Origin of the sequence: Pseudoxanthomonas sp. J35, from assembly GCF_000513995.1 — a bacterium.
Taxonomy (GTDB): Bacteria; Pseudomonadota; Gammaproteobacteria; order Xanthomonadales; family Xanthomonadaceae; genus Pseudoxanthomonas.
Window position 1 is genome coordinate 21,209 of sequence record NZ_AZVB01000009.1, and the last position, 23,552, is coordinate 44,760.

The 23,552-nt window shown below is 72.7% G+C and carries 24 protein-coding genes; 18 read left to right on the forward strand and 6 right to left on the reverse strand.

Going from position 1 to position 23,552, the window contains the following annotated elements:
• Positions 1 to 43: 43 nt before the first annotated feature.
• Entirely contained in the window at positions 44 to 343 is a 300-nt protein-coding gene (gene rpoZ, locus PSEJ35_RS0107100) for a DNA-directed RNA polymerase subunit omega (RefSeq protein ID WP_028917175.1), read from the forward strand.
• Between the two features lie 114 nt (positions 344 to 457).
• On the forward strand, positions 458 to 1,990 hold the full coding sequence (locus PSEJ35_RS17800; RefSeq protein WP_051412567.1) for a hypothetical protein: 1,533 nt from the start codon (positions 458 to 460) through the stop codon (positions 1,988 to 1,990).
• 11 nt (positions 1,991 to 2,001) lie between these two features.
• Here the strand turns inward: PSEJ35_RS17800 and PSEJ35_RS0107110 are convergent, their stop codons facing one another.
• Entirely contained in the window at positions 2,002 to 4,125 is a 2,124-nt protein-coding gene (locus tag PSEJ35_RS0107110) for a glycosyltransferase (protein ID WP_037082697.1), read from the reverse strand.
• A 97-nt stretch (positions 4,126 to 4,222) separates the two neighbouring features.
• Here PSEJ35_RS0107110 and mrcB point away from each other — a divergent pair, with 97 nt between their 5' ends.
• The 15 genes from mrcB to PSEJ35_RS0107180 all read left to right on the forward strand — a co-directional run bounded on the left by mrcB (position 4,223) and on the right by PSEJ35_RS0107180 (position 16,926).
• Positions 4,223 to 6,676: a penicillin-binding protein 1B gene (mrcB, locus tag PSEJ35_RS0107115; protein ID WP_028917178.1), complete on the forward strand. Its 2,454-nt coding sequence runs from the start codon at positions 4,223 to 4,225 to the stop codon at positions 6,674 to 6,676.
• Between the two features lie 43 nt (positions 6,677 to 6,719).
• Positions 6,720 to 7,202, forward strand: a complete 483-nt coding sequence (locus PSEJ35_RS0107120; RefSeq protein ID WP_232207603.1) for a hypothetical protein — start codon at positions 6,720 to 6,722, stop codon at positions 7,200 to 7,202.
• Positions 7,203 to 7,264: 62 nt separating this feature from the next.
• A complete protein-coding gene (locus PSEJ35_RS0107125) occupies positions 7,265 to 9,301 on the forward strand; it encodes an ATP-dependent DNA helicase (protein ID WP_028917180.1) in 2,037 nt (678 codons plus the stop codon).
• Between the two features lie 58 nt (positions 9,302 to 9,359).
• Positions 9,360 to 10,067: a tRNA (adenosine(37)-N6)-threonylcarbamoyltransferase complex dimerization subunit type 1 TsaB gene (gene tsaB, locus PSEJ35_RS0107130; RefSeq protein ID WP_028917181.1), complete on the forward strand. Its 708-nt coding sequence runs from the start codon at positions 9,360 to 9,362 to the stop codon at positions 10,065 to 10,067.
• A gap of 10 nt (positions 10,068 to 10,077) precedes the next feature.
• Positions 10,078 to 10,701 (forward strand): hypothetical protein, encoded by a 624-nt coding sequence (locus tag PSEJ35_RS16615; RefSeq protein WP_028917182.1) that lies wholly within the window; start codon positions 10,078 to 10,080, stop codon positions 10,699 to 10,701.
• Between the two features lie 78 nt (positions 10,702 to 10,779).
• On the forward strand, positions 10,780 to 10,932 hold the full coding sequence (locus tag PSEJ35_RS17205) for a VOC family protein (RefSeq protein ID WP_156924757.1): 153 nt from the start codon (positions 10,780 to 10,782) through the stop codon (positions 10,930 to 10,932).
• A gap of 5 nt (positions 10,933 to 10,937) precedes the next feature.
• Entirely contained in the window at positions 10,938 to 11,153 is a 216-nt protein-coding gene (locus PSEJ35_RS16940; RefSeq protein ID WP_156924758.1) for a hypothetical protein, read from the forward strand.
• A gap of 164 nt (positions 11,154 to 11,317) precedes the next feature.
• Positions 11,318 to 11,698 carry a diacylglycerol kinase gene (locus tag PSEJ35_RS0107145; protein ID WP_028917183.1) on the forward strand — a complete coding sequence of 127 codons (381 nt, stop codon included), beginning with the start codon at positions 11,318 to 11,320 and terminating at the stop codon, positions 11,696 to 11,698.
• A gap of 27 nt (positions 11,699 to 11,725) precedes the next feature.
• Complete coding sequence (locus PSEJ35_RS0107150; RefSeq protein ID WP_028917184.1) at positions 11,726 to 12,475, forward strand: TerC family protein; 750 nt, start codon at positions 11,726 to 11,728, stop codon at positions 12,473 to 12,475.
• Positions 12,476 to 12,583: 108 nt separating this feature from the next.
• The gene (locus tag PSEJ35_RS0107155; protein ID WP_028917185.1) at positions 12,584 to 13,225 is read left to right on the forward strand and encodes a LemA family protein; all 642 of its coding nucleotides are present in this window, start codon (positions 12,584 to 12,586) and stop codon (positions 13,223 to 13,225) included.
• 14 nt (positions 13,226 to 13,239) lie between these two features.
• Entirely contained in the window at positions 13,240 to 14,190 is a 951-nt protein-coding gene (locus PSEJ35_RS0107160; protein WP_028917186.1) for a TPM domain-containing protein, read from the forward strand.
• Positions 14,190 to 14,672, forward strand: coding sequence for a TPM domain-containing protein (locus PSEJ35_RS0107165; RefSeq protein ID WP_028917187.1), 483 nt, complete (start codon positions 14,190 to 14,192; stop codon positions 14,670 to 14,672). Before PSEJ35_RS0107160 ends, PSEJ35_RS0107165 begins: the two co-directional genes overlap by 1 nt.
• A gap of 63 nt (positions 14,673 to 14,735) precedes the next feature.
• Complete coding sequence (lgt, locus tag PSEJ35_RS0107170) at positions 14,736 to 15,620, forward strand: prolipoprotein diacylglyceryl transferase (RefSeq protein ID WP_028917188.1); 885 nt, start codon at positions 14,736 to 14,738, stop codon at positions 15,618 to 15,620.
• On the forward strand, positions 15,617 to 16,411 hold the full coding sequence (locus PSEJ35_RS0107175) for a thymidylate synthase (RefSeq protein ID WP_028917189.1): 795 nt from the start codon (positions 15,617 to 15,619) through the stop codon (positions 16,409 to 16,411). The genes lgt and PSEJ35_RS0107175 overlap by 4 nt, the downstream gene beginning before the upstream one ends.
• Before the next feature lie 5 nt (positions 16,412 to 16,416).
• Positions 16,417 to 16,926 carry a dihydrofolate reductase gene (locus tag PSEJ35_RS0107180; RefSeq protein WP_028917190.1) on the forward strand — a complete coding sequence of 170 codons (510 nt, stop codon included), beginning with the start codon at positions 16,417 to 16,419 and terminating at the stop codon, positions 16,924 to 16,926.
• A 7-nt stretch (positions 16,927 to 16,933) separates the two neighbouring features.
• Here PSEJ35_RS0107180 and PSEJ35_RS0107185 read toward each other — a convergent pair whose 3' ends face one another.
• The 5 genes from PSEJ35_RS0107185 to PSEJ35_RS0107205 form a co-directional block, all read right to left on the reverse strand.
• The gene (locus PSEJ35_RS0107185) at positions 16,934 to 17,791 is read right to left on the reverse strand and encodes a symmetrical bis(5'-nucleosyl)-tetraphosphatase (protein ID WP_028917191.1); all 858 of its coding nucleotides are present in this window, start codon (positions 17,789 to 17,791) and stop codon (positions 16,934 to 16,936) included.
• A gap of 9 nt (positions 17,792 to 17,800) precedes the next feature.
• Positions 17,801 to 18,187, reverse strand: coding sequence for a Co2+/Mg2+ efflux protein ApaG (apaG, locus tag PSEJ35_RS0107190; protein ID WP_024867782.1), 387 nt, complete (start codon positions 18,185 to 18,187; stop codon positions 17,801 to 17,803).
• A 71-nt stretch (positions 18,188 to 18,258) separates the two neighbouring features.
• Positions 18,259 to 19,038 (reverse strand): 16S rRNA (adenine(1518)-N(6)/adenine(1519)-N(6))-dimethyltransferase RsmA, encoded by a 780-nt coding sequence (gene rsmA / locus PSEJ35_RS0107195; protein WP_028917192.1) that lies wholly within the window; start codon positions 19,036 to 19,038, stop codon positions 18,259 to 18,261.
• 76 nt (positions 19,039 to 19,114) lie between these two features.
• A complete protein-coding gene (locus tag PSEJ35_RS0107200; protein ID WP_028917193.1) occupies positions 19,115 to 20,515 on the reverse strand; it encodes a sigma-54 dependent transcriptional regulator in 1,401 nt (466 codons plus the stop codon).
• 52 nt (positions 20,516 to 20,567) lie between these two features.
• On the reverse strand, positions 20,568 to 22,169 hold the full coding sequence (locus PSEJ35_RS0107205; protein WP_028917194.1) for a HAMP domain-containing sensor histidine kinase: 1,602 nt from the start codon (positions 22,167 to 22,169) through the stop codon (positions 20,568 to 20,570).
• 193 nt (positions 22,170 to 22,362) lie between these two features.
• Here PSEJ35_RS0107205 and sucC point away from each other — a divergent pair, with 193 nt between their 5' ends.
• Positions 22,363 to 23,526 carry an ADP-forming succinate--CoA ligase subunit beta gene (gene sucC, locus PSEJ35_RS0107210; RefSeq protein ID WP_028917195.1) on the forward strand — a complete coding sequence of 388 codons (1,164 nt, stop codon included), beginning with the start codon at positions 22,363 to 22,365 and terminating at the stop codon, positions 23,524 to 23,526.
• The last annotated feature ends 26 nt before the right edge of the window (positions 23,527 to 23,552 follow it).

The following is a 23,552-nucleotide window of genomic DNA, read 5'->3' on the forward strand; positions in this document are numbered from 1 at the left end:
ATCCCCCTTTCACGAGCGGCGACCGCAGTCGCCTGGAACCCCTATGGCCCGTATCACCGTCGAAGATTGCCTGGAAGTGGTCAACAACCGCTTCGAACTGGTCATGATGGCCGCCAAGCGCGCCCGCCAGCTGGCCAATGGCGTGCCGGCCACCCTGGACAACAGCGAGAGCGACGACAAGCCGACCGTGCTGGCGCTGCGCGAGATCGCTGCCCGCACCATCGACAACGCCCTGATCGACGAGGTCGAGAAGGCCGAGCGCGAGCGTGCCGAGCGCGAAGCCCTGGAATGGGCCGCCGCCGAAGTGGTCGCCGACGAGGACATGTCCAAGGGCGACGACTGACGCCGCGCCACCGCGCTGCCTGCTTCCCCGGACGGCCCGCCTCGCGCGGGCCGTTCGCGTTTCCGTGACCGCCGGCTGACGGCGCCTGCACGGGGCCGGGAGCAGGCTCCGCCCATGGCCAGCCTCCCGATGGCGCACATGCGGTTACGCGAAGGCCCGCGCGGATTCCCGGCGATGGCCGCCGCCTGGCGGCGGCACTGGCAGGGCCTGCTCGGCGCGCTGGTGGTGTGCGCGGCGCTGCTGTTCGTCGTGCGACAGCCCCTGGCCGAACGCCTCTGGCCGCAGGCGCGGCTGGACCGGCTGCTGGCCGAAGCCGACGCGGCGCTCGCCGCCGGCTGGCTGGACGGCCCCGAGGAGCGTCCCGGCGCGCGGCAGAAGTTCGAGGCCGCGCTGGCCCTGGACAACGACCGCGGCGAGGCCCGCGACGGCCTGCTGCGGGTCGGGGGTGCCGCCCTGCTGCGCGCCAACGCCGCGATCCGTGCCGGGAATCTGGACGAGGCGCGGCGCTGGGTCACACTGGCCCGCGAGCTGCAGCTGCCGCGCAACCAGGTCGAGCCGGTGGCCGCCTGGCTGCACCGGGCCGAGGCCGCCGCCACCGACCTGGACGCGCTGCGCCAGCGCGCCGGCGCCGCGCTGGCCGCCGGCGACGTCGAAGCGGCGTTGCCGCTGTACGCGCGCTGGCTGGAGCTGCAGCCCGACGACGGCATGGCCCTGGAAGGCCGCGAGGATGCCCTGGCCCTGCTGCTGCAGCCGGTGCGCGCGGCGCTGCGCGACGGCGACCTGGCCGGCGCCGCGCAACGGCTGGCGCTGGCGCGGCGTTACGACCCCGGCTACATTGCCTTGCCGGACCTGCAGGACGCCTATGCCCAGGCGCTGGCCGCGCAGGTCCGCGCCGCCGGCGAGGCGCTGCGCCGCGGACGCCTGGAACAGGCCGCGGGTGTCTTCCTGCGGTTGCAGCCGCTGGCGCCCGAGAACCCGGTGGTGCAGGATGGCGCGCGCGATACCGCGGTGGCGCTGGCGGCGCAGGCCCGGCGCGAGGCGGCCGGGTTCCGCTTCGAGGCGGCCGCCAGCCTGCTCGGCCAGGCCCGCGCGCTGGCCCCGGAGAACGCCGCGGTCGAGGCCGCCGCGCGCGCGGTCGAACAGGCGTGGCAGGCACGTTCGCGGATGCCGCCGGGGCAGGGCTCGGCGCGCGCCACGCGCGGCGCGGTGCGCCGTTCGCTGGGGGCCTTCGATGCGGCGCTGGAGCGCGGCGACTGGACCGATCCGCCCGGCGCCAGCGCCTACGACCACCTGCATGCCGCGCAGGCGCTGGCGCCGGCCGATCCGGACGTGCGCGCCGCGGCGAAGCGGATGCGCCGGGCGGCGGCGCAATGCGTCGATGCCGCGTTGCGCGACAACCGCCTGCGCCTGGGGCAGCGCTGCCTGGATGCCTGGCAGGCGCTGGCGCCGTCGGATCCGGCCCTGGCCACGGAACGCCAGCGCCTGGCCCAGCGCTGGCTGGCGGTGGGCGAGGAGCGCCTGCGTGCAGGCGAGGTCGACGTGGCCGCGCGCGCGCTGTCCTCGGCGCGCGGGCTGGACCCGGCCACGCCGGGGCTGGCCGAATTCGACGCGCGGATGGACCAGGCGCAGCAGGCGACGCCGCTGTAGCCTGCGCGGCCTCAACCTGCGAAGAACACCCGCTGCACCGTGGCCCGCGCCGCGTCCAGCGAGAAGTGCCGGGCCACGTTGTCCAGGCCCGCGGCGGCCTGGCGTTCCCAGCGCTCGCGGTCGCCGTACAGCGACACCACCGCCTCGGCGAAGTCTTCCGGCGTATCGGCGACGGCCACGTCCACGCCGTCGTGCAGGTGCATGCCTTCCACCGCGCACGAGGTGGCGACGACGGGCTGCCCGTGCGCCATGCTCAGGTTGACCTTGCCCTTCACCCCGGCGCCGAAGCGCAGCGGCGCCACCGCGATCCGCACCTGGTCCATGTACGGATCGAGGTCCGGCACGTGGCCGTGCACCTCGATCCCCGGGATGTCCGCCAGGGCGCGGATTTCCGCGGTCGGGCCCGCGCCGATGCAGTGGAAGCGCACGTCCGGCAGGCGCAGGCGGATGCGGGGGAACACCTCGCGCCCGAACCACAGCACCGCGTCCACGTTCGGCGGATGGCGGAAGCCGCCGACGAAAACCAGGTCGCGGCGCGACTCGAAGGGCGCACCGGGGCCGGCGACCTCGTGCAGGTTGGACAGCACTTCCACGCGCACGCCCGGCGCGTCGACCGCCAGCTGCGTGCGCTCCTCGTCGCTGACCACCAGGGTGAGGTCCGCCATCGCCATCGCCGCCAGTTCCGACGCGCGCGTGGCATCGGCCGTGCGCAGCGCCGTCGCGTCGCCGGCCAGCTGCGCGCCGCGGCGTTCGCGCACGTAATGCAGGTCGATGGTGTCGAACACCAGCCGCGCGCCTGGCGCGTGCCTGCGCAGCAATGGCAGCAGGGCCGAGGCGAGGTGGTGGCGGGTCACCACGATGACGTCGAAGCGCGAAGCGTTGGCGCGCAGCCAGCTCGCCGCGCTGCCGGCGAATGGCGCGTACCAGGTCTCCACGCCTAGCTGCTGCAACGCGACGGTGGCCGCGCCTTCGTGGGCCAGGCCGGTGGGGAGGAAGGCGACGTGCGCGCCGGCGTCGCGCAGCATGCGCAGCAGGTTGAACTGGCGCAGCGAAGCCGAGTCGCGGTCCGGATGCGGCACGCCCTCGTCGACCACCAGCACGCGCCGCTGCCGCGCGTGCAGCAGGGCCGGGCCGGGCACGCTGCCCGGCGGCGGATGCGCCTGCAGCGCCTCGGCCCACCTGGCGGCGAACACGCCGCGGTTGCGCACCTGGTAGGCCTTCACCCCGCTGCCGGTGTCGGTGCCGGCGGTGGTGCCTTCGTCGTGGACCACGCGCGCGGCCGGCTGGTAGCGCACCGCATGCCCGAGCGCGCGCACGGCGAAGGCCAGGTCGGTGTCCTCGTAATAGGCCGGCGCGTATCGCGTGTCGAAGCCGCCGGCGCGCACGAACAGCTCCCGCGGCAGCGCCAGCGCCGCGCCGGAGCCGTAGTCGCAGTCGCGCAGGTAGGCGTAGCGCGGGTCGTCGGCCGATTCGAAGCGGCCGTAGCTCCACGCGCTGCCGTCGGCGAACACCACGCCGCCGGCTTCCTGCAGGCGCCCGTCCGGGTACAGCAGCTGCGCCACCGCCATGCCGGTGCGCGGATGCGCGAAGGTCGCCAGCAGCGCGTCCAGCCAGCCCGGCTGCGGGAGGGTGTCGTTGTTGAGGAACACCAGGTATTCGCCGCGCGCCAGCGAGGCACCGTCATTGCAGGCGGCGATGAAACCGCCATTCGATGCGCGCGGGTGGTAGCGCAGGCCTTCGACCTGGGACATCCACGTGGCGGTGTCGTCGCTGCTGCCGTCGTCGACCACGATCACCTCGCAGGCGGCGGCCGGCGGATGCGCGGCGAGGGCGCGCAGGCAGGCGAGGGTGGCCTCGCAGTGGTTGTAGACAGGGATGACGATGCTGGCCCGCGGCGTCGTGCCGGCGGCCGGGGCCGGCGCCGCGAACGGGGCGAACGGCGCCGGTTCCGGCAGGTACAGCGGGGTTCGCGGCGGCGGCGGGGGCGGGCGCAGGTGGACCAGCAGGCGCTGCCAGGTGGCGCGCCAGCCGCGGCTGCGCAGGCTCGACAGGCCGCGGCGCAGCAGGCCGCGCAGGTGGGCCAGCCAGTAACGGGGGACGGCGAGCCGGTCGGGGGACCGTGGCGTGGACGGCATTCCGCTTCGCAACTCCGACTGAAGGGGGGGCGGCGGAGGCGCGGCACGGACGGGTGCGTGCGCTAGACTCGGCCGACTGCAGCATTCTCGCATCCCCGTGCCCCGACGCCACGAGCCGGAAGACATCGACGATTTCGAGGACTCCCCCGACGCGCCCGCGCCGGCCTGGCGTCGCCACCTGCTGACCGCGGTCCTCGCCGCTGCGGCGCTGGCCGCCGGCTTCCTGATCCCCTACGTCCTGTACCTGAACCACCAGGTCAGCGAGCGCTTCGCCGCCCTGCAGTGGCAGATTCCCACGCGCGTCTATGCCCGCCCGCTCGAGCTCAAGCCGCAGCTGGCGATGGACGCGGGCACGCTGAAGACCGAGCTGGCCGCGGCGGGCTACCAGGAGGACGAGGCCGGCGAGCGTCCCGGCAGCTACCACGCCGACGGCGGCCGCTTCACCATCGCCAGCCGCGGCTACACCGACGTCGACGGCGTGGTGCCGGCGCGGCGGATCGAGGTCACCCTGTCCGGCGGGCGGGTCAGCGCGCTGCGCGACGCGGCTACCCGCAAGTCGCTGAAGGCGGCCCGGCTCGACCCGGCGCGCATCGCCACCCTTTACGGCCAGCGCCAGGAAGAGCGGCGCCTGGTCCGCATCGAGGAGATGCCGGAACTGCTGGTGACCGGCCTGCAGGCGGTCGAGGACCGCGACTTCGCCCACCACCATGGCGTGGACCTGTCGGGCATGGCGCGCGCGGCCTGGGTCAACCTGCTCGCAGGCGAGAAGCGCCAGGGCGCCAGCACCCTGACCCAGCAGCTGGCCCGCAGCGGCCTGCTGGGCATCGGCAAGGAACAGACCTGGACCCGCAAGTTCAACGAGATCCTGTACGCGCTGATCCTGGAGGCGCGCTACGACAAGCGTACGATCCTGGAGACCTACCTCAACCAGGTCTACCTGGGCCAGCGCGGCAACCAGGCCATCCACGGCGTCGCCTCCGGCGCCGAGTTCTGGTTCGGACGCGACCTGGGCGAGCTGAGCACCGAGCAGGTGGCGCTGCTGCTGGGCCTGGTCAAGGGCCCGTCCTACTACGACCCGCGCAAGCACCCGGAGCGCGCGCTGGAACGGCGCAACGTCGCCCTGTCGATGGTCCACGCCACCGGCCTGATCGACGACGCCGAGTACGAACGCGCGCGCAAGGCCCCCCTGGGGGTGACCGCGAATCCCGGCGTGGCCGCGGCCAACCGCTTCCCGGCCTACATCGACCTGGTCCGCCGCCAGCTGGCCAACGACTACCCGGAAAGCGCGCTGCAGGGCGCCGGCCTGACCGTGCTCACCGGGATGTCGCCGTCCGCGCAGGCCTATGCCGAAGGCGCCGTCGTGCGCGCCATCGAGGCGCTGCAGACCGGCAAGCGTCCGCCGCTGCAGGCCGGCGTGGTGGTCACCGACGTGCACGGCGGCGACGTGCTGGCGGTGGTCGGCGGCCGCGACGTGGCCGACCACGGTTTCAACCGCGCGGTCGAGGCCAGGCGCCCGGTCGGTTCGCTGCTCAAGCCCTACGTCTACCTGCTGGCGCTGGCGCAGCCGCAGCGCTGGTCGCTGGCCAGCTGGGTCGAGGACACCCCGGTGACCGTGCAGCTGTCGCGCGGCCGCACCTGGTCGCCGGACAACTCCGACCGAACCAGCCACGGCACCGTGCGCGTGGTCGACGCGCTGGCCCATTCCTACAACCAGGCCACGGTGCGGATCGGCATGCAGGTCGGTCCGGAGCGCGTCGCCCAGCTGATCCGCGTGCTGGCCGGGCTCAAGGCCGAGCCGAACCCGGCGCTGATCCTCGGCTCCACCGACCAGAGCCCGTACGGCATGGCGCAGCTGTACCAGTTCCTGGCCTCCGGCGGGCAGGTCCAGCCGCTGCGCGCGGTGCGCGGCGTGCTCGATCCCGAAGGCAGGCTGCTCAAGCGCTACGACACCGCGCCGGCACCGGCGCAGGAAGGCGATTCGATCGCCGCCAACCTGGTCACCGTGGCCCTGCAGCACGCGGTCAGCGAAGGCACCGGCCGGCGCCTGCTGTCGGACGGCCTGGGCCGCCTGCAGCCGGCCGGCAAGACCGGCACCAGCAACGACGGCCGCGACAGCTGGTTCGCCGGCTACACCGGCGACCACCTGGCGGTGGTGTGGATGGGCAACGACCAGAACGCGCAGACCGGCCTGTACGGCGCCACCGGCGCGATGCGGGTGTGGTCGGGGCTGTTCGCGCGCCTGCCCAGCTCGCCGCTGCGCGTGCCCGGCAAGGGGCTGGACTGGCAGTGGGTGCACCCGCAGGGCAGCGCGATCACCGACGCCGACTGCCCCGGTGCGCGCCGCCTGCCGTTCGTGGCCGGCACCGCGCCGGGGTACCTGCCCTGCGCGCCGGCGTACTACGACCCCGCGGTCGGCGGCGAAGGCCAGGCGCAGCCCGGCCAGGAGCAGGGGCAGGGGCAGCGCGAAGGCGGTTTCTGGCGGCGCCTGTTCGGGCGCGACCGCCCCGCCGAGCCGCCGCCTTCGCAACCGGCCACGCCGCCTGCGCCATAATGCCGGCATGAACTTCCGCTTCCGTTGCGCGGCGATTGCCGCGATGGGCCTGTGGCTGTCCGCATGCGCGCCGGTGTCGACCGCGCCGCCGCTGCCGGCCGGGCCGACCCCCCTGGAACGCCTGGCCGTGGTCGAGGCCGCCGGTGGCGTCGACGACACCGAGGTGGACGTGCAGCCGCTGGGCGATCCGCAGGTCGGCGACCTGCGCGAGCACGCCGCCCGTGCGCGCGCCGCCGGCGATGCCGCCGCCGCGGCGAAGGCGCTGGACCATGCGCTGCAGCTGGTGCCCGACGATCCGGCGGTGCTGCAGGAACGCGCCGAGATCGCCCTGCTGCAGGCCGACTACGCCACCGCCGAGCAGCTGGCGCGCCGCGCCTATGCGGGCGGCTCCAGGGTCGGCCCGCTATGCCGCCGCCACTGGGCCACGATCGAGCAGGCCGCGCTGGCGCGCGGGCAGGCCGAGAACGCCGCTTCCGCGCGCGTCCAGATCGGCACCTGCACGGTGCCGGGCATCAAGCGGATGTAGGACGCAGCGGCGGTCCGCGGGGCGCGCGTCACGGTCCCGGTTCCTCCATCGCGCGTGCACCGATGTCACGCCTTGCCCATGCCAGCCGCGAAGCGCTCAGCGAAGGCGGCGCGCTCGCCTCGCGCCTCGACGGTTTTGTCGCCCGTCCCGCGCAGCAGCGCCTGACCGCCGCGGTCGCCGAGGCGATCGAGCAGCGCGAAGTGCTGCTGGCCGAAGCCGGCACCGGCACCGGCAAGACCTACGCGTATCTGGTCCCGGCGCTGCTGTCGGGGCTGAAGACCATCGTCAGCACCGGCACCCGCGCGCTGCAGGACCAGCTCTACCACCGCGACCTGCCGCGCGTGCGCGAGGCGCTGGGCGTGGGCCTGCGCAGCGCCCTGCTCAAGGGCCGCGCCAACTACCTGTGCCACTACCGGCTCAACCAGGCCAAGGGCGACGCGCGCTTCGCCACGCCCGAGCAGGCCAGCCAGTTCCAGCGCATCGTCGCCTGGTCCGGGCGCACCCGTGCCGGCGACATGGCCGAGCTGGAAAGCCTGCCGGACGATTCGCCGCTGCTGCCGCTGGTCACCTCCACGGTCGACAACTGCCTCGGCAGCGAATGCCCGTTCTACGAGGACTGCTTCGTGGTCGCCGCGCGCCAGCGCGCGCAGGCGGCCGACCTGGTGGTGGTCAACCACCACCTGCTGCTGGCCGACCTGGCGCTCAAGCAGGAGGGCTTCGGCGAGATCCTGCCCGGGGCGCAGGCCTTCGTGATCGACGAAGCGCACCAGCTGCCGGAGCTGGCCGCCAGCTTCTTCGGCGAAGGCTTTGGCATGCGCCAGCTCCAGGAACTGGGTCGCGACTGCCTGGCCGAATGCAAGCAGACCACCGGCGCGCTGGCCGTGGTGCAGGCGCCGGTGCGCGAGCTGGAGCAGGCGCTGCGCAGCCTGCGCGCGGCGATGGAAGCGCTGCCGCCGCGCGGCACCCGCTATCGCGCGCTGACCCTGCCGGCGGTGGTCGATGCCTTCGACGTGCTGGCCGACGCACTGGCTGCGCTGGAGCATGCGATGGAGCCGCTGGCGCAGACCTCGCCGGGCTTCGATGCCTGCGTGGCGCGGGCGCGCGACCTCGGCGAACGGCTGGGCCGCTGGCGCGACGGCGGCGATGCGTCCGATGCCTTCGACGACGAGGCGCCGGAGGAGGAAGAGCAGGCCACGCTGGCGGCGCTGGGCGACGACGGCACGCCGCTGGATGCCACCGCGCTGGCCCGCGTCACCGCCCGCGGCGGGGAGGTCTACTGGTACGAACTGAGCGCGCGCGGCTTCCGCTGCCAGCGCACGCCGCTGGACGTGTCCGCGCCGCTGCGCGCGCACCGCGAGCGTTCGCAGGCGGCGTGGATCTTCACCTCGGCCACGCTGGCGGTGGGTGGCGGGTTCACCCATGTCTCGCGCAAGCTCGGCCTGTTCGATCCGGACACGCTGCTGGAGCCCAGCCCGTTCGACTGGCAGCGCCAGGCGCTGTGCTACCTGCCGCGCAACCTGCCCGAACCGAACAGCCGCGAGTTCGGCGGCGCGATGATGGCCGCGGTGCGGCCGGTGCTGGAGGCTTCCGGCGGCCGCGCGTTCCTGCTGTTCGCCTCGCACCGCGCGCTGCGCGAGGCGGCCGAGGCGCTGCGCGGCGGGCCGTGGCCGCTGTTCGTGCAGGGCGAGTCGCCGAAGGCCGAGCTGCTGCGTCGCTTCCGCGAATCCGGCAACGGCGTGCTGCTGGGCTCGGCCACCTTCCGCGAAGGCGTGGACGTGGCCGGCGACGCGCTGAGCGTGGTGGTGATCGACAAGCTGCCGTTCGCCGCGCCGGACGACCCGGTGTTCGAAGCGCGCCTGGAAGCGGTGCGCCGCCGTGGCGGCAATCCGTTCCGCGACGAGCAGCTGCCGCAGGCGGTGATCGCGCTCAAGCAGGGCGTGGGCCGGCTGATCCGCACCGAGTCCGACCGCGGCGTGCTGGTGCTGTGCGACCCGCGCATCACCGGCAAGCCCTACGGCCGTGTGTTCATGCACTCGCTGCCGAAGTTCGCGGTGACCCGCCGCATCGAGGACGTGCAGGCCTTCTTCGCGGGGGCGTGATCCGCGCCGCCGGGACCGCATCGTTTACCCTTCCGCTCCAAGCCGTGATCCGCCCGCCATGAAGCTGCTCGCCTTCGAGACCTCCACCGAAGCCTGTTCGGTCGCCCTGTACCTGGACGGGGAGGTGCGCGAGCGCTTCGACATCGCCCCGCGCCGCCACGCCGAGCTGGCCCTGCCCTGGGCCGGGGCGCTGCTGGCCGAGGCCGGGGTGGCGCGCGCGCAGCTGGACGCCATCGCCGTGGGCCGCGGCCCCGGTGCCTTCACCGGCGTGCGCCTGGCCATCGCCCTGGCGCAGGGCGTGGCGCTGGCGCTGGAGCGGCCGGTGGTGGCGCTGTCGACCCTGCAGGTACTCGCCGCCGGCGCGCCCGCGGACGGCCCGGAGCACATCCTGGCCGCGATCGACGCGCGCATGGGCGAGGTCTATGCCGCCGCGTTCCGGCGCGAAGGCGCGGCGCTGTTCGCGCTGGATGCCGAGCGGGTGCTGCCGCCCGAGGCCGTGGAGCTGCCAGCCGGCCTTGCCGGCCCGTGGCAGGGCGTGGGCACCGGCTTCGCCGCCGCCGGCGGGGCGCTGGCCCGGCGCCTCGGCGACGCCGTGGCCCCGATCGATGCCGCGGCGCTGCCGCGCGCGGGCGAGCTGGCCCGGCTGGCCGCGGCCGCGTTCGCACGCGGCGAAGCGGTGGTCCCGGAACGGATCGAGCCGGCCTACCTGCGCGACAACGTCGCCCTGACCCTGGCCGAGCAGCAGGCGCTGCGCGCCAGGCGCTAGGCCACCCACCGTGGACCGGCAGGCCTACAGCGCCCTGCTTGCCCACGCCCGGCGCCCGGCCGGCAACGCCGAGGACGCCCGCGACCTGGTCCAGGACACCTTGCTGGTGGCGGTGGAGAACGGCCGCCTGGGTCTGCGCGGGGACGCCGCCTGGCTGGCCGGGGTGCTGCGCCGGCAGGCCGCGCTGCGGTTCCGCCGCGACGGGCGGCGGCGCCGCCGGGAGGCGCTGGCGGCAGAGACCGGTGCCATGGCTGCCACGGCGTGCGCCCCGCCGCTTCCGGGCCACGCCAGCTTCCTGCGTACCCAGTCGCCGGCCTCGCGGCAGCTGGCGGTGCTGGCCCTGCACGGCCTGCAGCCGGCCGAGATCCGTTGGGTCCTCGGCCTCGACGCGGCGGCGCTGCGCCAGCGGATCGCGCGCTTGCGGCGCGCCCTGGCCGCGCTGGAGCCGGACCTGCGCGAGGAGGCACAAGCCCTCGCCGCCGCGCCGCCGGCCCGGCTGGAGACCCACCACGGCGCCCGCCTGCGCCGGCGGCTGCGCCAGGCACTGGGCGCGGGCACCCTGGCCACGCACGATCCGGACGGCCACCTGCTGGTGCTGCGCGGCGGTCACGCCCGCGCCTCCGGCGGCAACTGACACAGGGCCAGGGCGGCATGCGGCCGCCCGGTCCGGCGCCCCGGCGCCGGTCCCCAGTTCCCTCCAGGGAGAGTCCCGATGCTCGCGCAGTCCCGCCTCGATACCGTGGTCCTGTTCGTTTCCAGCCTCGCCCGCAGCGTGGCCTTCTACCGCGACACCCTGGGGCTGGCGGTCACCCGCCCGCCGAAGGCCACGAGGGCCCCTACGCCACGGCCACCGCCGGCGCGGTGACCCTGGTGTTCATCCAACGCCCGGCCCGCGCCGGCGAATCGCCGGTGCTGGTGTTCGGCCTGGATGGCGGCATCGACCGCTGCGCCGAACGCCTGGCCGGACAGGGCATGGAGATCGTGGTGCCGGTGAGCGAGGCTCCCGACGGCGGCCTGACCCTGGACTTCCTGGACCCCGACGGCACCGTGCTGAGCCTGTACCAGCCGCCCGGCGCGCCGCGCTGACGGCCGGCCGGACGCCGGGTTGTCAGGGTGGCGACGGAGGGGATGTGGCAAAATTGCGGCTTCCGTTTCCTCGAACCCGCGCATGCCGTCCCAGCCCCAAGCCTGGCCCAGCCAGCAGCAGCGGTTCCCCGAAAACGCCCCGGCGGGTGCGCGGAGCGCGGCCCATGGCTGACATCACCGGGCACCTGCCGCGTGGTCCGGGCAGGATGTTCAAGGCGCTGAAGTGGTCCTTGAAGGGCCTGGCCGCGGCCTGGCGCCACGAGTCCTCGTTCCGCCTGGAGGTCTACCTGTTCGTGGTCCTGGCGCCGCTGGCGCTGTGGCTGGGACGGGACGGGATCGAACGCGCGCTGCTGGTCGGCTCGATGCTGCTGGTGCTGTCGGCCGAGCTGCTGAACTCGGCGATCGAGGCGGTGATCGAGCGCTACGGCGCCGAACACCACGAACTCGCCGGCCGGGCCAAGGACATGGGCTCGGCCGCGGTGTTCGTGCTGATGATGAACGTGCTGCTGGTGTGGGGCCTGGTACTGGTCCCGCGCGTGCTCTGAACCCCGCTGTGAAGGATTGACCCCCCGATGAATCTGGAATTCCTGGCCGACCCGAACGTCTGGCTGACCCTGGTGACCCTCAGTGCCCTGGAGATCGTCCTGGGCATCGACAACCTGGTGTTCATCTCGATCGCGGTCAGCCGCCTGCCGCCGGAGCAGCGCGCCTTCGCGCGCAAGTTCGGCATCGCCGTGGCCTGCATCACCCGCATCTGCCTGCTGGTCTCGCTGGCGTTCCTGGCGCGGATGCAGACCGACCTGTTCTCCGTCGCCGGCATGGGCATCTCGGTGCGCGACCTGGTGCTGGTCATCGGCGGCGCTTTCCTGCTGGTGAAGGGCATCATGGAGATCCGCGAGATGATCTCCGGCGGCGAGGACGAGGACCCGCGCACCACCAAGAGCTCGCAGGTGTTCTGGATCGTGATCGCGCAGATCGCGGTGATCGACATCGTGTTCTCACTGGACTCGGTGATCACCGCGGTCGGCATCGCCGAGCACATCCCGGTGATGATCGTGGCGATCCTGGCGGCGGTAGCGATCATGCTGCTGGCGGCCAACCCGCTGGGCCGCTTCATCGACGCCAACCCGACCATCAAGATGCTGGCGCTGGCCTTCATCCTGCTGATCGGCGTGGTGCTGATCCTGGACGGCTTCGACGTGCACGTGCCCAAGCCGTACATCTACTTCGCCATGGCGTTCTCGGTGCTGGTGGAGGTCCTCAACCTGCTGATGCGCCGCCGCGCCGCGCAGAAGCGCGTGCCGGGCGCCGGCGAGTGGTGATCGCCGCCTGAACCCGGCGTGGAGACGGGCCCGGCAGCTCGCTTGCGTGGCTTCCGGGCCGGTGCTGGAATGCCCCGGAGCGGCGGTCCGCCGCGCAGGAGCAATGCCATGCAGGGAATCGTCCGCAGGTCCTTGGCCGTCCTGGCCATGCTCGCCGCCGCCGTGCTGCTCTCCGGCTGCGGCTACAACGACATCCAGCAGAAGGACGAGGCGACCAAGGCCGCCTGGTCCGAGGTGCTCAACCAGTACCAGCGCCGCGCCGACCTGGTGCCGAACCTGGTCAACACGGTCAAGGGCTACGCCGCGCACGAGAGCCAGGTGCTGGCCGAAGTCACCGAGGCGCGCGCCCGCGTCGGCCAGGTCCAGGTCAACGCCGACGATCCCGAGTCCCTGCAGCGTTTCCAGGCCGCGCAGGGCGAACTGTCCTCGGCCCTGTCGCGGCTGCTGGTCGTCAGCGAGAACTACCCGACGTTGAAGGCCGACCAGTCCTTCCGCGACCTGCAGGCGCAGCTGGAAGGCACCGAGAACCGGATCACCGTCGCCCGCGGCCGCTACATCGCCGCGGTGCAGGACTACAACACCTACATCCGTTCGTTCCCGCAGCTGGTCACCGCCAAGGTGTTTGGCTACGCGGCCAAGCCGAACTTCAGCGTGGAGAACGAGGCGCAGATCACGCGCGCGCCCACGGTCGACTTCGGCACGGCGCCGCCCGCGCCGGCGCAGCCGCAGCCGCCCGTGCCGGGCAACTGAGCCCGCCCGTCCCGATGCACGCACCGCTGCTGTTTCGCCTGTGCGGGCTGTGGCTGCTGCTGGCCAGCGCGCCTGCGTTCGCGCAGGCGCCGGCCGCGGCGATCCCGCCGCTGGACGCGCCCGTGGTCGACACCACCGGCACCCTGGACCCTGCCACCGTGCAGCGCCTCGATGCGCAGGCGCGCGCGCTGCAGCAGCGCAAGGGCAGCCAGCTGCAGGTGCTCGTCGTGGCGTCGACCCGGCCGGAGAGCATCGAGCAGTACGCGGTGCGCGTGTTCGAGGCCTGGAAACCGGGGCGCGCGGGCGTCGACGACGGCGTGCTGCTGCTGGTGGCCAGGGACGACCGCGCGGTGCGCATCGAGACCGGCTACGGCCTGGAGGGCGCGATCCCCGACGCGGTGGCCAACCGGGTGATCCAGGAGTACCTGGTGCCGAAGTTCCGCGACGGCGACTACGACGGCGGCATCGAGGACGCCACCGCGGTGCTGGTGAAGCTGGTCGATGGCGAACCGTTGCCGGCGCCGGTCAGCCGCAACACGCCGCGGCCTTCGCCGGGCGGCGCCCTGTTCCTGCCGGCGCTGTTCGTCGCCTTCGTCGTCGCCCAGGTCGCGCGCGGCCTGCTCGGCCGCCTGCCGCTGGGCCTGCGGGGCCTGCTCAGCGCCATCGCCGCGGGCGCAGCGGCCTGGGCGGTGTCGTCGATCGTGCTGGCCGGGCTGGCCGGCGCGGTGCTCGGCGCGCTGGTGGGCATGGTCAGCTTCGGCGGCGGCCGCTACGTCGGCCGGGGCGGCAGCGACTGGGGCGACTGGGGCGGCGGCTTCGGCGGGATGGGGAGCATGGGCGGCATTGGCCGCGGGGCGGGGCGCGGCATGGGCGGTGGTCGCCGCTCCGGCGGTTTCGGTGGTGCCGGCGGCTGGTCGGGCGGCGGCGGTCGCTCCGGCGGCGGCGGCGCGTCGGGGCGCTGGTGATGCGCTGGCTCCGCCACCTGTCCGCGCCCCCGGCGGCGCGGCGCTTCCCGGCCGCCAGCCTGGAGCGCATCGCCGCGGCGATCGCCGAGGGCGAGCGCCGGCACGACGGCGAGGTGGTGTTCGCGGTCGAGGCCGGGCTGCCGCCGGGCGAGCTGTGGCGCGGCGGTACGCCGCGCGAGCGCGCGCACGAGGTCTTCGCCCGGCTGCGGGTCTGGGACACGCGCGACAGCAATGGCGTGCTGCTGTACCTGCTGCTGGCCGACCACGCCATCGAGATCGTCGCCGACCGCGGCCTGCACGACTGCGTCGTCGCCCGGGAATGGCAGGCGGTGTGCGAAGCGGTGGAGGCCGGGCTGCGTGCCGGCGACGCCGAAGCGGCGGTGATCGACGGCATCCACCGCATCTCCACGCTGCTGGCCGCGCACTTTCCGGCCGGCGCGGAAAACCGCGACGAACTTCCCGACCGCCCGGTGCTGCTGTGAGGCCGGCGCGCCGCAGCGGCCGGGTCGGGCACAATAGGCCACGATGACCCGGAACCCGGCACCATGATCGTCCTGCACCAGATCGACCCGATCGCGTTCTCGCTGGGCCCGCTGCGCGTGCACTGGTACGGACTGATGTACGCGGTCGGCTTCCTGGTGGCCTGGTGGCTGGGCCGGCTGCGGATCCGCGCCGGGCGCCTGCCGGGCGTCGACGGCGACGCCTTCGCCGACCTGCTGTTCTATTCGATGCTCGGCGTGATCCTGGGCGGACGCCTGGGCTGGGTGCTGTTCTACGGCCTGGGCGAGCTGGTCCGCGATCCGCTGATGATCGTCCGCGTCTGGGACGGCGGCATGAGCTTCCACGGCGGCCTGCTCGGCGTGCTGCTGGCCTCGTGGCTGTGGTCCCGCAGGCACCGGCTGCACTTCTTCGACACCATGGACTTCGTCGCGCCACTGGTGCCGCCGGGGCTGGGCTTCGGCCGCATCGGCAACTACATCGGCGGCGAGTTGTGGGGCAAGTACACCGAGGCCGGCTGGGGCGTCGTGTTCCCCAGCGGGTTGCCGCGCGAGCTGCAGGGGATGGAGCCGGCGATGCTGCGCGCGCAGTTCGAGGCCGGGGCGCTGGACGCGTACGCGCGCCATCCTTCGCAGCTGTACCAGGCCGTGCTGGAGGGGCTGGTGATGTTCTGCGTGCTGTGGTGGTTCTCGTCCACGCCGCGGCCGCGCTACGCGGTGTCGGGGATGTTCGCGCTGCTGTACGGGCTGTTCCGTTTCGCGGTGGAGTTCGTGCGCGTGCCGGATGCGCAGCTGGGCTACCTGGCCTTCGGCTGGCTGACCATGGGCCAGGTGCTGAGCCTGCCGCTGGTCGCGCTGGGCCTGTTCCTGCTGTGGCGGTCGCGCGGCGCGCCGGTGCTGCAGTCGCAGCCGGTGGTGGAGGAGGCACGATGAGGCAGTATCTGGATCTGCTCGGGCACGTGCTCGAGCACGGCACCGAGAAGTCCGACCGCACCGGCACAGGCACGCGCAGCGTGTTCGGCTGGCAGATGCGCTTCGACCTGGCCGAAGGTTTCCCGCTGGTCACTACCAAGAAGCTGCACCTGCGCTCGATCATCCACGAGCTGCTGTGGTTCCTGAAGGGCGAGACCAACATCGCCTACCTGAAGGACAACAAGGTCAGCATCTGGGACGAGTGGGCCGACGAGGACGGCGAGCTGGGCCCGGTGTACGGCAAGCAGTGGCGGCGCTGGACCGGCAGCGACGGCAGCGAGATCGACCAGATCCGCTGGGTGGTCGACGAGATCCGCCGCAACCCGGATTCGCGCCGGCTGGTGGTCAGCGCCTGGAACGTGGCCGACCTGCCGAAGATGGCGCTCATGCCGTGCCACACCATGTTCCAGTTCTACGTGGCCGGCGGGAAGCTGAGCTGCCAGCTGTACCAGCGCAGCGGCGACATCTTCCTCGGCGTGCCGTTCAACATCGCCAGCTATGCGCTGCTGACCCACATGGTCGCGCAGGTGACCGGGCTGCAACCGGGCGACTTCGTCCACACCCTGGGCGATGCGCACCTGTATTCGAACCACTACGAGCAGGCGCGCGAGCAGCTGTCGCGCACGCCGCGTGCGTTGCCGCGGCTGCGGCTCAACCCGGAAGTGGGCGACCTGTTCGCCTTCGGCTTCGACGACATCGCCATCGAAGGCTACGACCCGGCGCCGGCGATCAAGGCGCCGGTGGCGGTCTGAGCGCGATGCGCCTGGTCCTCGTCGCCGCGCTGGACCGCGACCGCGCGATCGGCCGCGGCAACGACCTGCCGTGGCGGCTGCCCGACGACCTCAAGCGCTTCAAGGCGCTGACCCTGGGCCGGCCGGTGCTGATGGGCCGGCGCACCGCCCAGTCGCTGGGCCGCGCCCTGCCGGGGCGGACCAACCTGGTACTGACTTCCAGTGGCGCCGTGCCGTTCGAAGGCATGCGCGCGGTGGCCTCGCTGGACGAGGCGATCGTGGCCGCCGCCGCCGAAGGCGCGGACGAGCTGTGCGTGATCGGCGGCGGCAAGGTCTACGCGCTTACCCTGCCGCACGCCGACGTGCTGCAGCTCACCCACGTCGATACCCGCGTCGAGGCGGCCGACACCTGGTTCCCGGCATGGGACCCGGCGCAGTGGCAGGCTGTGTGGCGCGAGGCGCATCCGGCCGACGCGCGGCATGCGCATGCGTTCGAGTTCGTCGAATACCACCGGGTCGCCGGCGGCGACCGCTAGCCCCGCCTCAGTCCTTGTCCTTGCGCAGGTGCGGCGGCAGCGCGGCCACGTCGCGGCCCGGCACCTGCAGCACGCGCAGTTCCTCGCTGTCGAGCTGCAGGGCGGTCAGGCGCCCGCCCCAGACCGCACCGGTGTCGATCGCGTGCACGCCCTGGGTGATGGTCAGGCCCAGGGTCGACCAGTGGCCGCAGACGATCTTCAGGTCGCGCCCGGCGCGGCCCGGTGCCTCGTACCAGGGATACAGGCCCGCCGCCTGGGTGCCCGGTGGGCCCTTCTCGTCGATGGCGATGCGCCCGCGCGGCGTGCAGTAGCGCGCGCGGGTGAGCCAGTTGATGATCGAGCGCCAGCGGTCGTGGCCGCGCAGGCCCGGCGACCAGTTCGGCTTGTCGCCGTACATGTTGCGCAGCAGCCCGCGGTAGCCGTCGCCGCGCAGCTGGCGCTCGACTTCGGCGGCGTACTGTTCGGCCTGCTGGGTGGTCCACTGTGGCGCAAGGCCGGCGTGGATCATCATCCAGCCCAGTTCGCGGTCGGCGTGCAGCAGCTTCTGCCGGCGCAGCCAGCCCAGCAGCTCGGTGCTGTCGTCGGCGAACACCACCCGCTGCAGGTCCGGGTTGACCTTGCGCCGCTCGGCCGGGGTGCGTTCGCCGATCGCCAGCAGCGACAGGTCGTGGTTGCCCAGCACCACCACGCTGCGCTCGCGCAGCGAATGGACCAGGCGCAGCGTTTCCAGCGACTGGCCGCCGCGGTTGACCAGGTCGCCGCAGAACCACAGCGTGTCGGCGGCCGGATCGAAGCGGATCTTTTCCAGCAGGCGCTGGGTGGCGTCGTAGCAGCCCTGCAGGTCGCCGATGGCCCAGATGCTCATCGTGTGGCCTCAGTGCAGGGTGCGCGGGATGGTGAGCAGGAACGGAGCGATGGGCGCGTCGAAGCGGGTGCCGTCTGCGGCGAGCATGTCGTAGCGTCCCTGCATCGCGCCTTCGCCGGTCTCCAGCACCACGCCGGAGGTGTATTCGTAGTCCTCGCCGGGCTCCAGCCACGGCTGTTCGCCGACCACGCCGTCGCCGTGCACTTCCTCGGTGCGGCCGTTGCCGTCGGTGATCTGCCAGTGGCGCGCCAGCAGGCGCGCGGCGACCCGGCCGCGGTTGTGGATGCGGATCGTGTAGGCGAAGACGTAGCGGCCGGCTTCCGGCGCGGACTGCTCCGCGAGGAAGCGCGGTTCCACTTCCACGTCGATCGAGTAGGGCGGCACCGGTTGCTGCATGGCCGACAGTGTAAGCAAAAAGCGCGTGATGGCCGAGGCGAGGGCCCCGGCGGCGTGACGCAGGCGCGGTTTCAGGCGCCGGCGTTGGCCAGGCGGATGAAGGCGGCCACGTCGATCTGCTCGGCGCGGGCGTCGGCGGAGACACCGGCGGCGTCGAACTGCGCCGCGTCGCAGACGCCGTTCAGCGCGTTGCGCAGGGTCTTGCGGCGCTGGCCGAACGCGGCGCGGACCACGTTGGCGAAGCGCTCGCGGTCGCGGATGGCGATGGTGGCCGGATCGCGCGGCACCAGCCGCACCACCGCCGAGTCCACCTTCGGCGCCGGGCGGAACGCACCGGGCGGCACCACGAACAGCGGCGTGACCGTGCAGTAGGCCTGCAGCATCACGCTCAGCCGCCCGTAGACCTTGCTGCCCGGGCCGGCGCCCATGCGGTCGACCACTTCCTTCTGCAGCATGAAGACCATGTCGCGGATCGCCGCGGCGTGCTCCAGGGCATGGAACAGGATCGGCGAGGAGATGTTGTAGGGCAGGTTGCCGGCCAGCTTGATCCGTTCGCCGCCGGCCAGCGCGGTCAGGTCCACCTGCAGCACGTCGCGGTGGACGATGGCCAGCTCGCCGACGCCTTCGGCCATCGCCGCCAGCGGCCCGACCAGGTCGCGGTCGAACTCGATCACGGTCAGCGCGCCGTGGCGGCGCAGCAGCGGCAAGGTCAGGGCGCCCTGGCCGGGGCCGATCTCGACCACCCGGTCGCCGGGTTGCGGGTCGATGGCCTGGACGATCCGCTCGATGTAGCTGCGGTCGTGCAGGAAGTTCTGGCCCAGCGACTTCTTGGGCGTGTGGTTCGAGGTCATGCGCCATTATCACTGCTGGCGGGGCGGTGGCGCAGCCGATGGGCCGTCCGGTGCGGGAAGGCGGCGCGCGGCCGCCTCAGTCCATGCCCAGTTTCTTGAGCTTGTAGCGCAGGGCACGGAAGGTGATGCCCAGCTGCGCCGCGGTGCGGGTCTTGTTCCAGCGGTTCTCTTCCAGCGCCTTCTGGATCGCCGCCCGCTCCAGCTGCTCGATGTAGGAGGGCAGGGCGCCGGTGCCCGGATCCAGGTCGATCACCGCCTCGGCCTGCACCGGTGCGGCGGGGTTGCCGCTGGTCGTCGCGGCGGCGGTGCGCGGCGCCGGCTGCGGGAGGTGCAGGTCGGGTGCGTCGATGCTGTCGCCCTCGGCCAGGGCCAGGGCGCGCTCGAGGATGTTCTCCAGCTCGCGCACGTTGCCCGGGAAGGCGTACCCGGCCAGCGCGGCCAGCGCGGCCGGGGTCAGTTCGGGGCTGGGGCGGCCCTGCCCGGCGGACAGGCGTTGCAGGATCGCGTCGGCCAGCTGCGGCAGGTCGGCGGTGCGTTCGCGCAGGGGCGGCACGCGCAGCTCGATCACGTTGATCCGGTAATAGAGGTCGTGGCGGAAGCGGCCGTCGGCGACCAGGCCGGACAGGTCCTTGTGCGTGGCCGAGAGGATGCGCACGTCCACCGGCACCTCGCTGGAGGCACCGACCGGGCGCACCGACTTCTCCTGGATCGCGCGCAGCAGCTTGACCTGCATCGGCAGCGGCAGCTCGGCGACTTCGTCCAGGAACAGGGTGCCGCCGCTGGCGGCCTGGAACAGGCCGGGCTTGTCGGCATGGGCGCCGGTGAAGCTGCCCTTCTTGTGGCCGAAGAACTCGCTTTCCATCAGCTCGGCCGGGATCGCGCCGCAGTTGACCGGCACGAACGGCCCGGCCGCGCGCGCCCCCTGCTCGTGGATGGTGCGGGCGACCAGCTCCTTGCCCACGCCGGACTCGCCGAGGATGTAGACCGGGGCCTGGCTGCGGGCGACCTTGGCGATGGTCGCGCGCAAGGTGGCCATCGCCGGCGACTCGCCGCGCAGGCGGCTGGCCTGCTCCGGCGGGGTCGGCGGCGGCTTCGGCCGCTCGGCGTTGTTGAGTTCCAGCGCGTGGCGGACCAGGCCGCGAAGCACGTTGATGTCGACCGGCTTGCTGACGAAGTCGAAGGCGCCGGCCTTCAGCGCTTCCACCGCCAGGTCCATGTTGCCGAAGGCGGTGATCATCGCCACCGGCGTCTGCGGGTGGTGGCGGGCGATCTCCCCGACCAGCTCGATGCCATTGCCGTCGGGCAGGCGCATGTCGGTGAAGCAGAGGTCGTAGCGGTTGCCGGAAAGCAGCTCGCGCGCCTCGGTCAGGTTGGCCGCGGTGTCGACCCGCAACCCCATCCGCCCGAGCGTCAGTACCAGCAGTTCGCGGATATCGCGCTCGTCATCGACGATGAGGGCACTGCGATTGGGCGTCATGCCTGAACGATAGCCGACCAGGGCCGCCGCGGCCAAGCCCGCGAAGGCCCGGTCATGGCGGCAGGATGGTATTGGGGCCCTGCATGGCGACCCGGAAGCAGGCGCCGCCGCCGGGGACCGGCACGTACTCGAGCGTGGCCTGGTTGGCCCGGCACAGCTCGCGGGCGATGTACAGGCCCAGGCCGGTGCCGTGCTCGGAGGTGGTGAAGAACGGCCGGAACAGCTGCGCGGCCACGCCCTCGGCGATGCCTGGGCCGCGGTCGAGCACGTCGACGAAGGCGTTGCGGCCGTCCTGGAACACCCGCAGGCGCACCCGCGCCGGTTCGTCCATCAGCCGTCCGTACTTGAGCGCGTTGTGGACCAGCGCGGTCAGCAGCTGCTGCAGGTGGCGCGGGTCGACCATGGCCGGCACCGGCTGCGCCGGGACCACCGCCTCCAGGCTGTCGGTCTCGATCGACAGGGTCAGCCGGTAGTCGTCGACGAAGCGGCGCACGAAGGCGCACAGGTCCAGGTTCTCCGGGTTGGCGCGCTCGCGCCGCGCCAGCCCGAGCACACTCTCGACGATGCCGTTGGTGCGCTGGCACTGCTGGTGGATGATCTGCAGCAGGCGGCGGTCGGCCTCGTCGATGTTGCGCGACTCCTCCAGCAACTGGGCGGCGTAGTTGATCGCCGCCAGCGGGTTGCGGATCTCGTGGGCGAGGCTGGCCGAGAAGCGGCCCAGCGCGGCGAGGGTCAGCGATTCGGCGCGGCGCGAGACCACGGTGGTGTCGTCCAGGAACACCAGGGTCAGGTCGCTGTCGGCCAGCAGCCGGGCGAAGCGCGGCTGCACTTCCGGCTGGTCCGGCTGCAGCTGCATCGGCGTCTCGTCCACCTGCCAGCCGTTGCGCCAGCGCTGCAGGCGGCGGGCCAGTTCCGGCGCGATCTGGTTGAGGTCCATGCTCGCGGCCTGGCTGCCTTCGCCCAGCAGCAGCGCGGCGGCCTCGTTGGCCAGGGTGATCCGGTTGTCGGCATCGACCACCAGCACGCCGGTGCGCATGCGCCGGATCACCAGCTCGTTGATCTCCACGAGGTTGGCGACTTCGGCGGTGCGCTTCTCGGCCAGCTGCTGGCTGGACCGGGCGCGCTGGCCGATCCGGTAGCCCAGCCAGGCCAGGGCCAGGTAGCTGGTGACGAACATGCTCAGCTCGGCCAGGGTGCGCGGCGCGCCGCCGTCGACCAGGCTGCTGAGGATGTATTCGCCGACCAGCGCCGCGCTGGCCAGCAGCGCCACCACCAGGCCCTGGCGCAGCGGCAGCAGCATGGAGGCGGCGGCCACGTTGAACAGCAGCATCATCGCGATGCCGGCGGCCACCGTGGGCAGGGCGTGGGTGGCCAGGGAGGCGGCGAGGATGTCGATGCAGGCCCCGCCGAACACCAGCTGGGCGAACCAGCGCTCGTTGCGCCCCAGCACCAGCAGGACCACCGCCACGACCAGGTAGGCCACGGCCACCGTCGAGGCCAGCCCGGGGTTGCGTGGAGCACCAATGAGTTCCGCCATCGGGCTGAATACGAGGGCGGCGATGATCCCGGCTTCCAGGGTCCGGTACAGGCCGAAGAAATAGAGTTCCCGCCGCGGAATCGACTCGATGCGATCTATGAGCGAAGCGTTCGGCAAGCCCTGATCTCCCCGGTCCCGGCCGGGGCCAGTATAGGCTCAGGCGGGGCGGGGGAGCCGGGGATTCCCGGGGGCGTTTTGCACCGCCGAGGCCTTGTCGGCGACAATATCGCCCCCGCCCGCCAGCCCCCCCCTGGCCGCAAGGCCCCGGCCGGACCAGCGTGGCGGCGTCCCTCTCCTCCACTGGTGAAGCATGAATTTCCACGAGTACCAGGCGAAACAACTGTTTGCCGGCTACGGCATTCCGGTCCCGGCCGGGCAAGTCGCGTCCACCCCGGCTGAAGCGGTCGATGCGGCCAAGGCCCTGGGCAGCGGCCCGTGGATGGTCAAGGCGCAGATCCATGCGGGCGGTCGCGGCAAGGCCGGCGGCGTCAAGTTCTGCAAGACCACCGACGACGTGTTCAACGCCGCCATCGGCATGCTCGGCACGAAGATGGCCACCTACCAGTCCGGCGGCGTGGCCCTGCCGGTCAACCAGGTGCTGGTGACCGAGGCCGGCGAGATCGCCAAGGAACTGTACCTGTCGGTGCTGGTGGACCGCGGCAGCAAGTCGATCACCTACATCGCCTCGTCCGAGGGGGGCGTGGAGATCGAGAAGGTCGCCGCCGAGACCCCGCACCTGATCCACACCCTCAACGTGAACTTCGTCGAGGGCCTGCAGCCGTACCATGCGCGCAACATCGGCTTCGCCCTGGGCCTGAACGCCAAGCAGGTCAACCAGCTGGTCAAGATCATGACCGGCCTGTACCGGCTGTTCAACGAGAAGGACCTGTCGCTGGTCGAACTGAACCCGCTGGCCATCCTCGACAACGGCGACCTGTACGCGCTCGACGGCAAGGTCAACTCCGACGACAACGCCAGCTTCCGCCATCCGGACCTGGTCGCCATGCGCGACAAGAGCCAGGAGGACGAGACCGAGGTCCTGGCCAGCCAGCACGACCTCAACTACGTCACCATGGACGGCAACATCGGCTGCATGGTCAACGGCGCCGGCCTGGCGATGGCGACCATGGACGTGATCAAGCTCAACGGCGGCGAGCCGGCGAACTTCCTCGACGTCGGCGGCGGCGCCACCAAGGAACGCGTCACCACCGCGTTCAAGCTGATCCTGTCCTCGGACAAGGTGAAGGCGATCTTCGTGAACATCTTCGGCGGCATCGTCCGCTGCGACATGATCGCCGAGGGCATCATCGCCGCGGTCAAGGAGGTGGGCGTGAAGGTGCCGGTGGTCGTGCGCCTGGAAGGCACGAACGTGGAAGAGGGCAAGAAGCTGCTGAAGGAAAGCGGCCTGGCCATCATCCCCGCCGACGACATCAACGACGGCGCCAAGAAGGCCGTCGCCGCCGTCGCCGCCTGATCCCCGACGGCGACCGGATGGCGTGA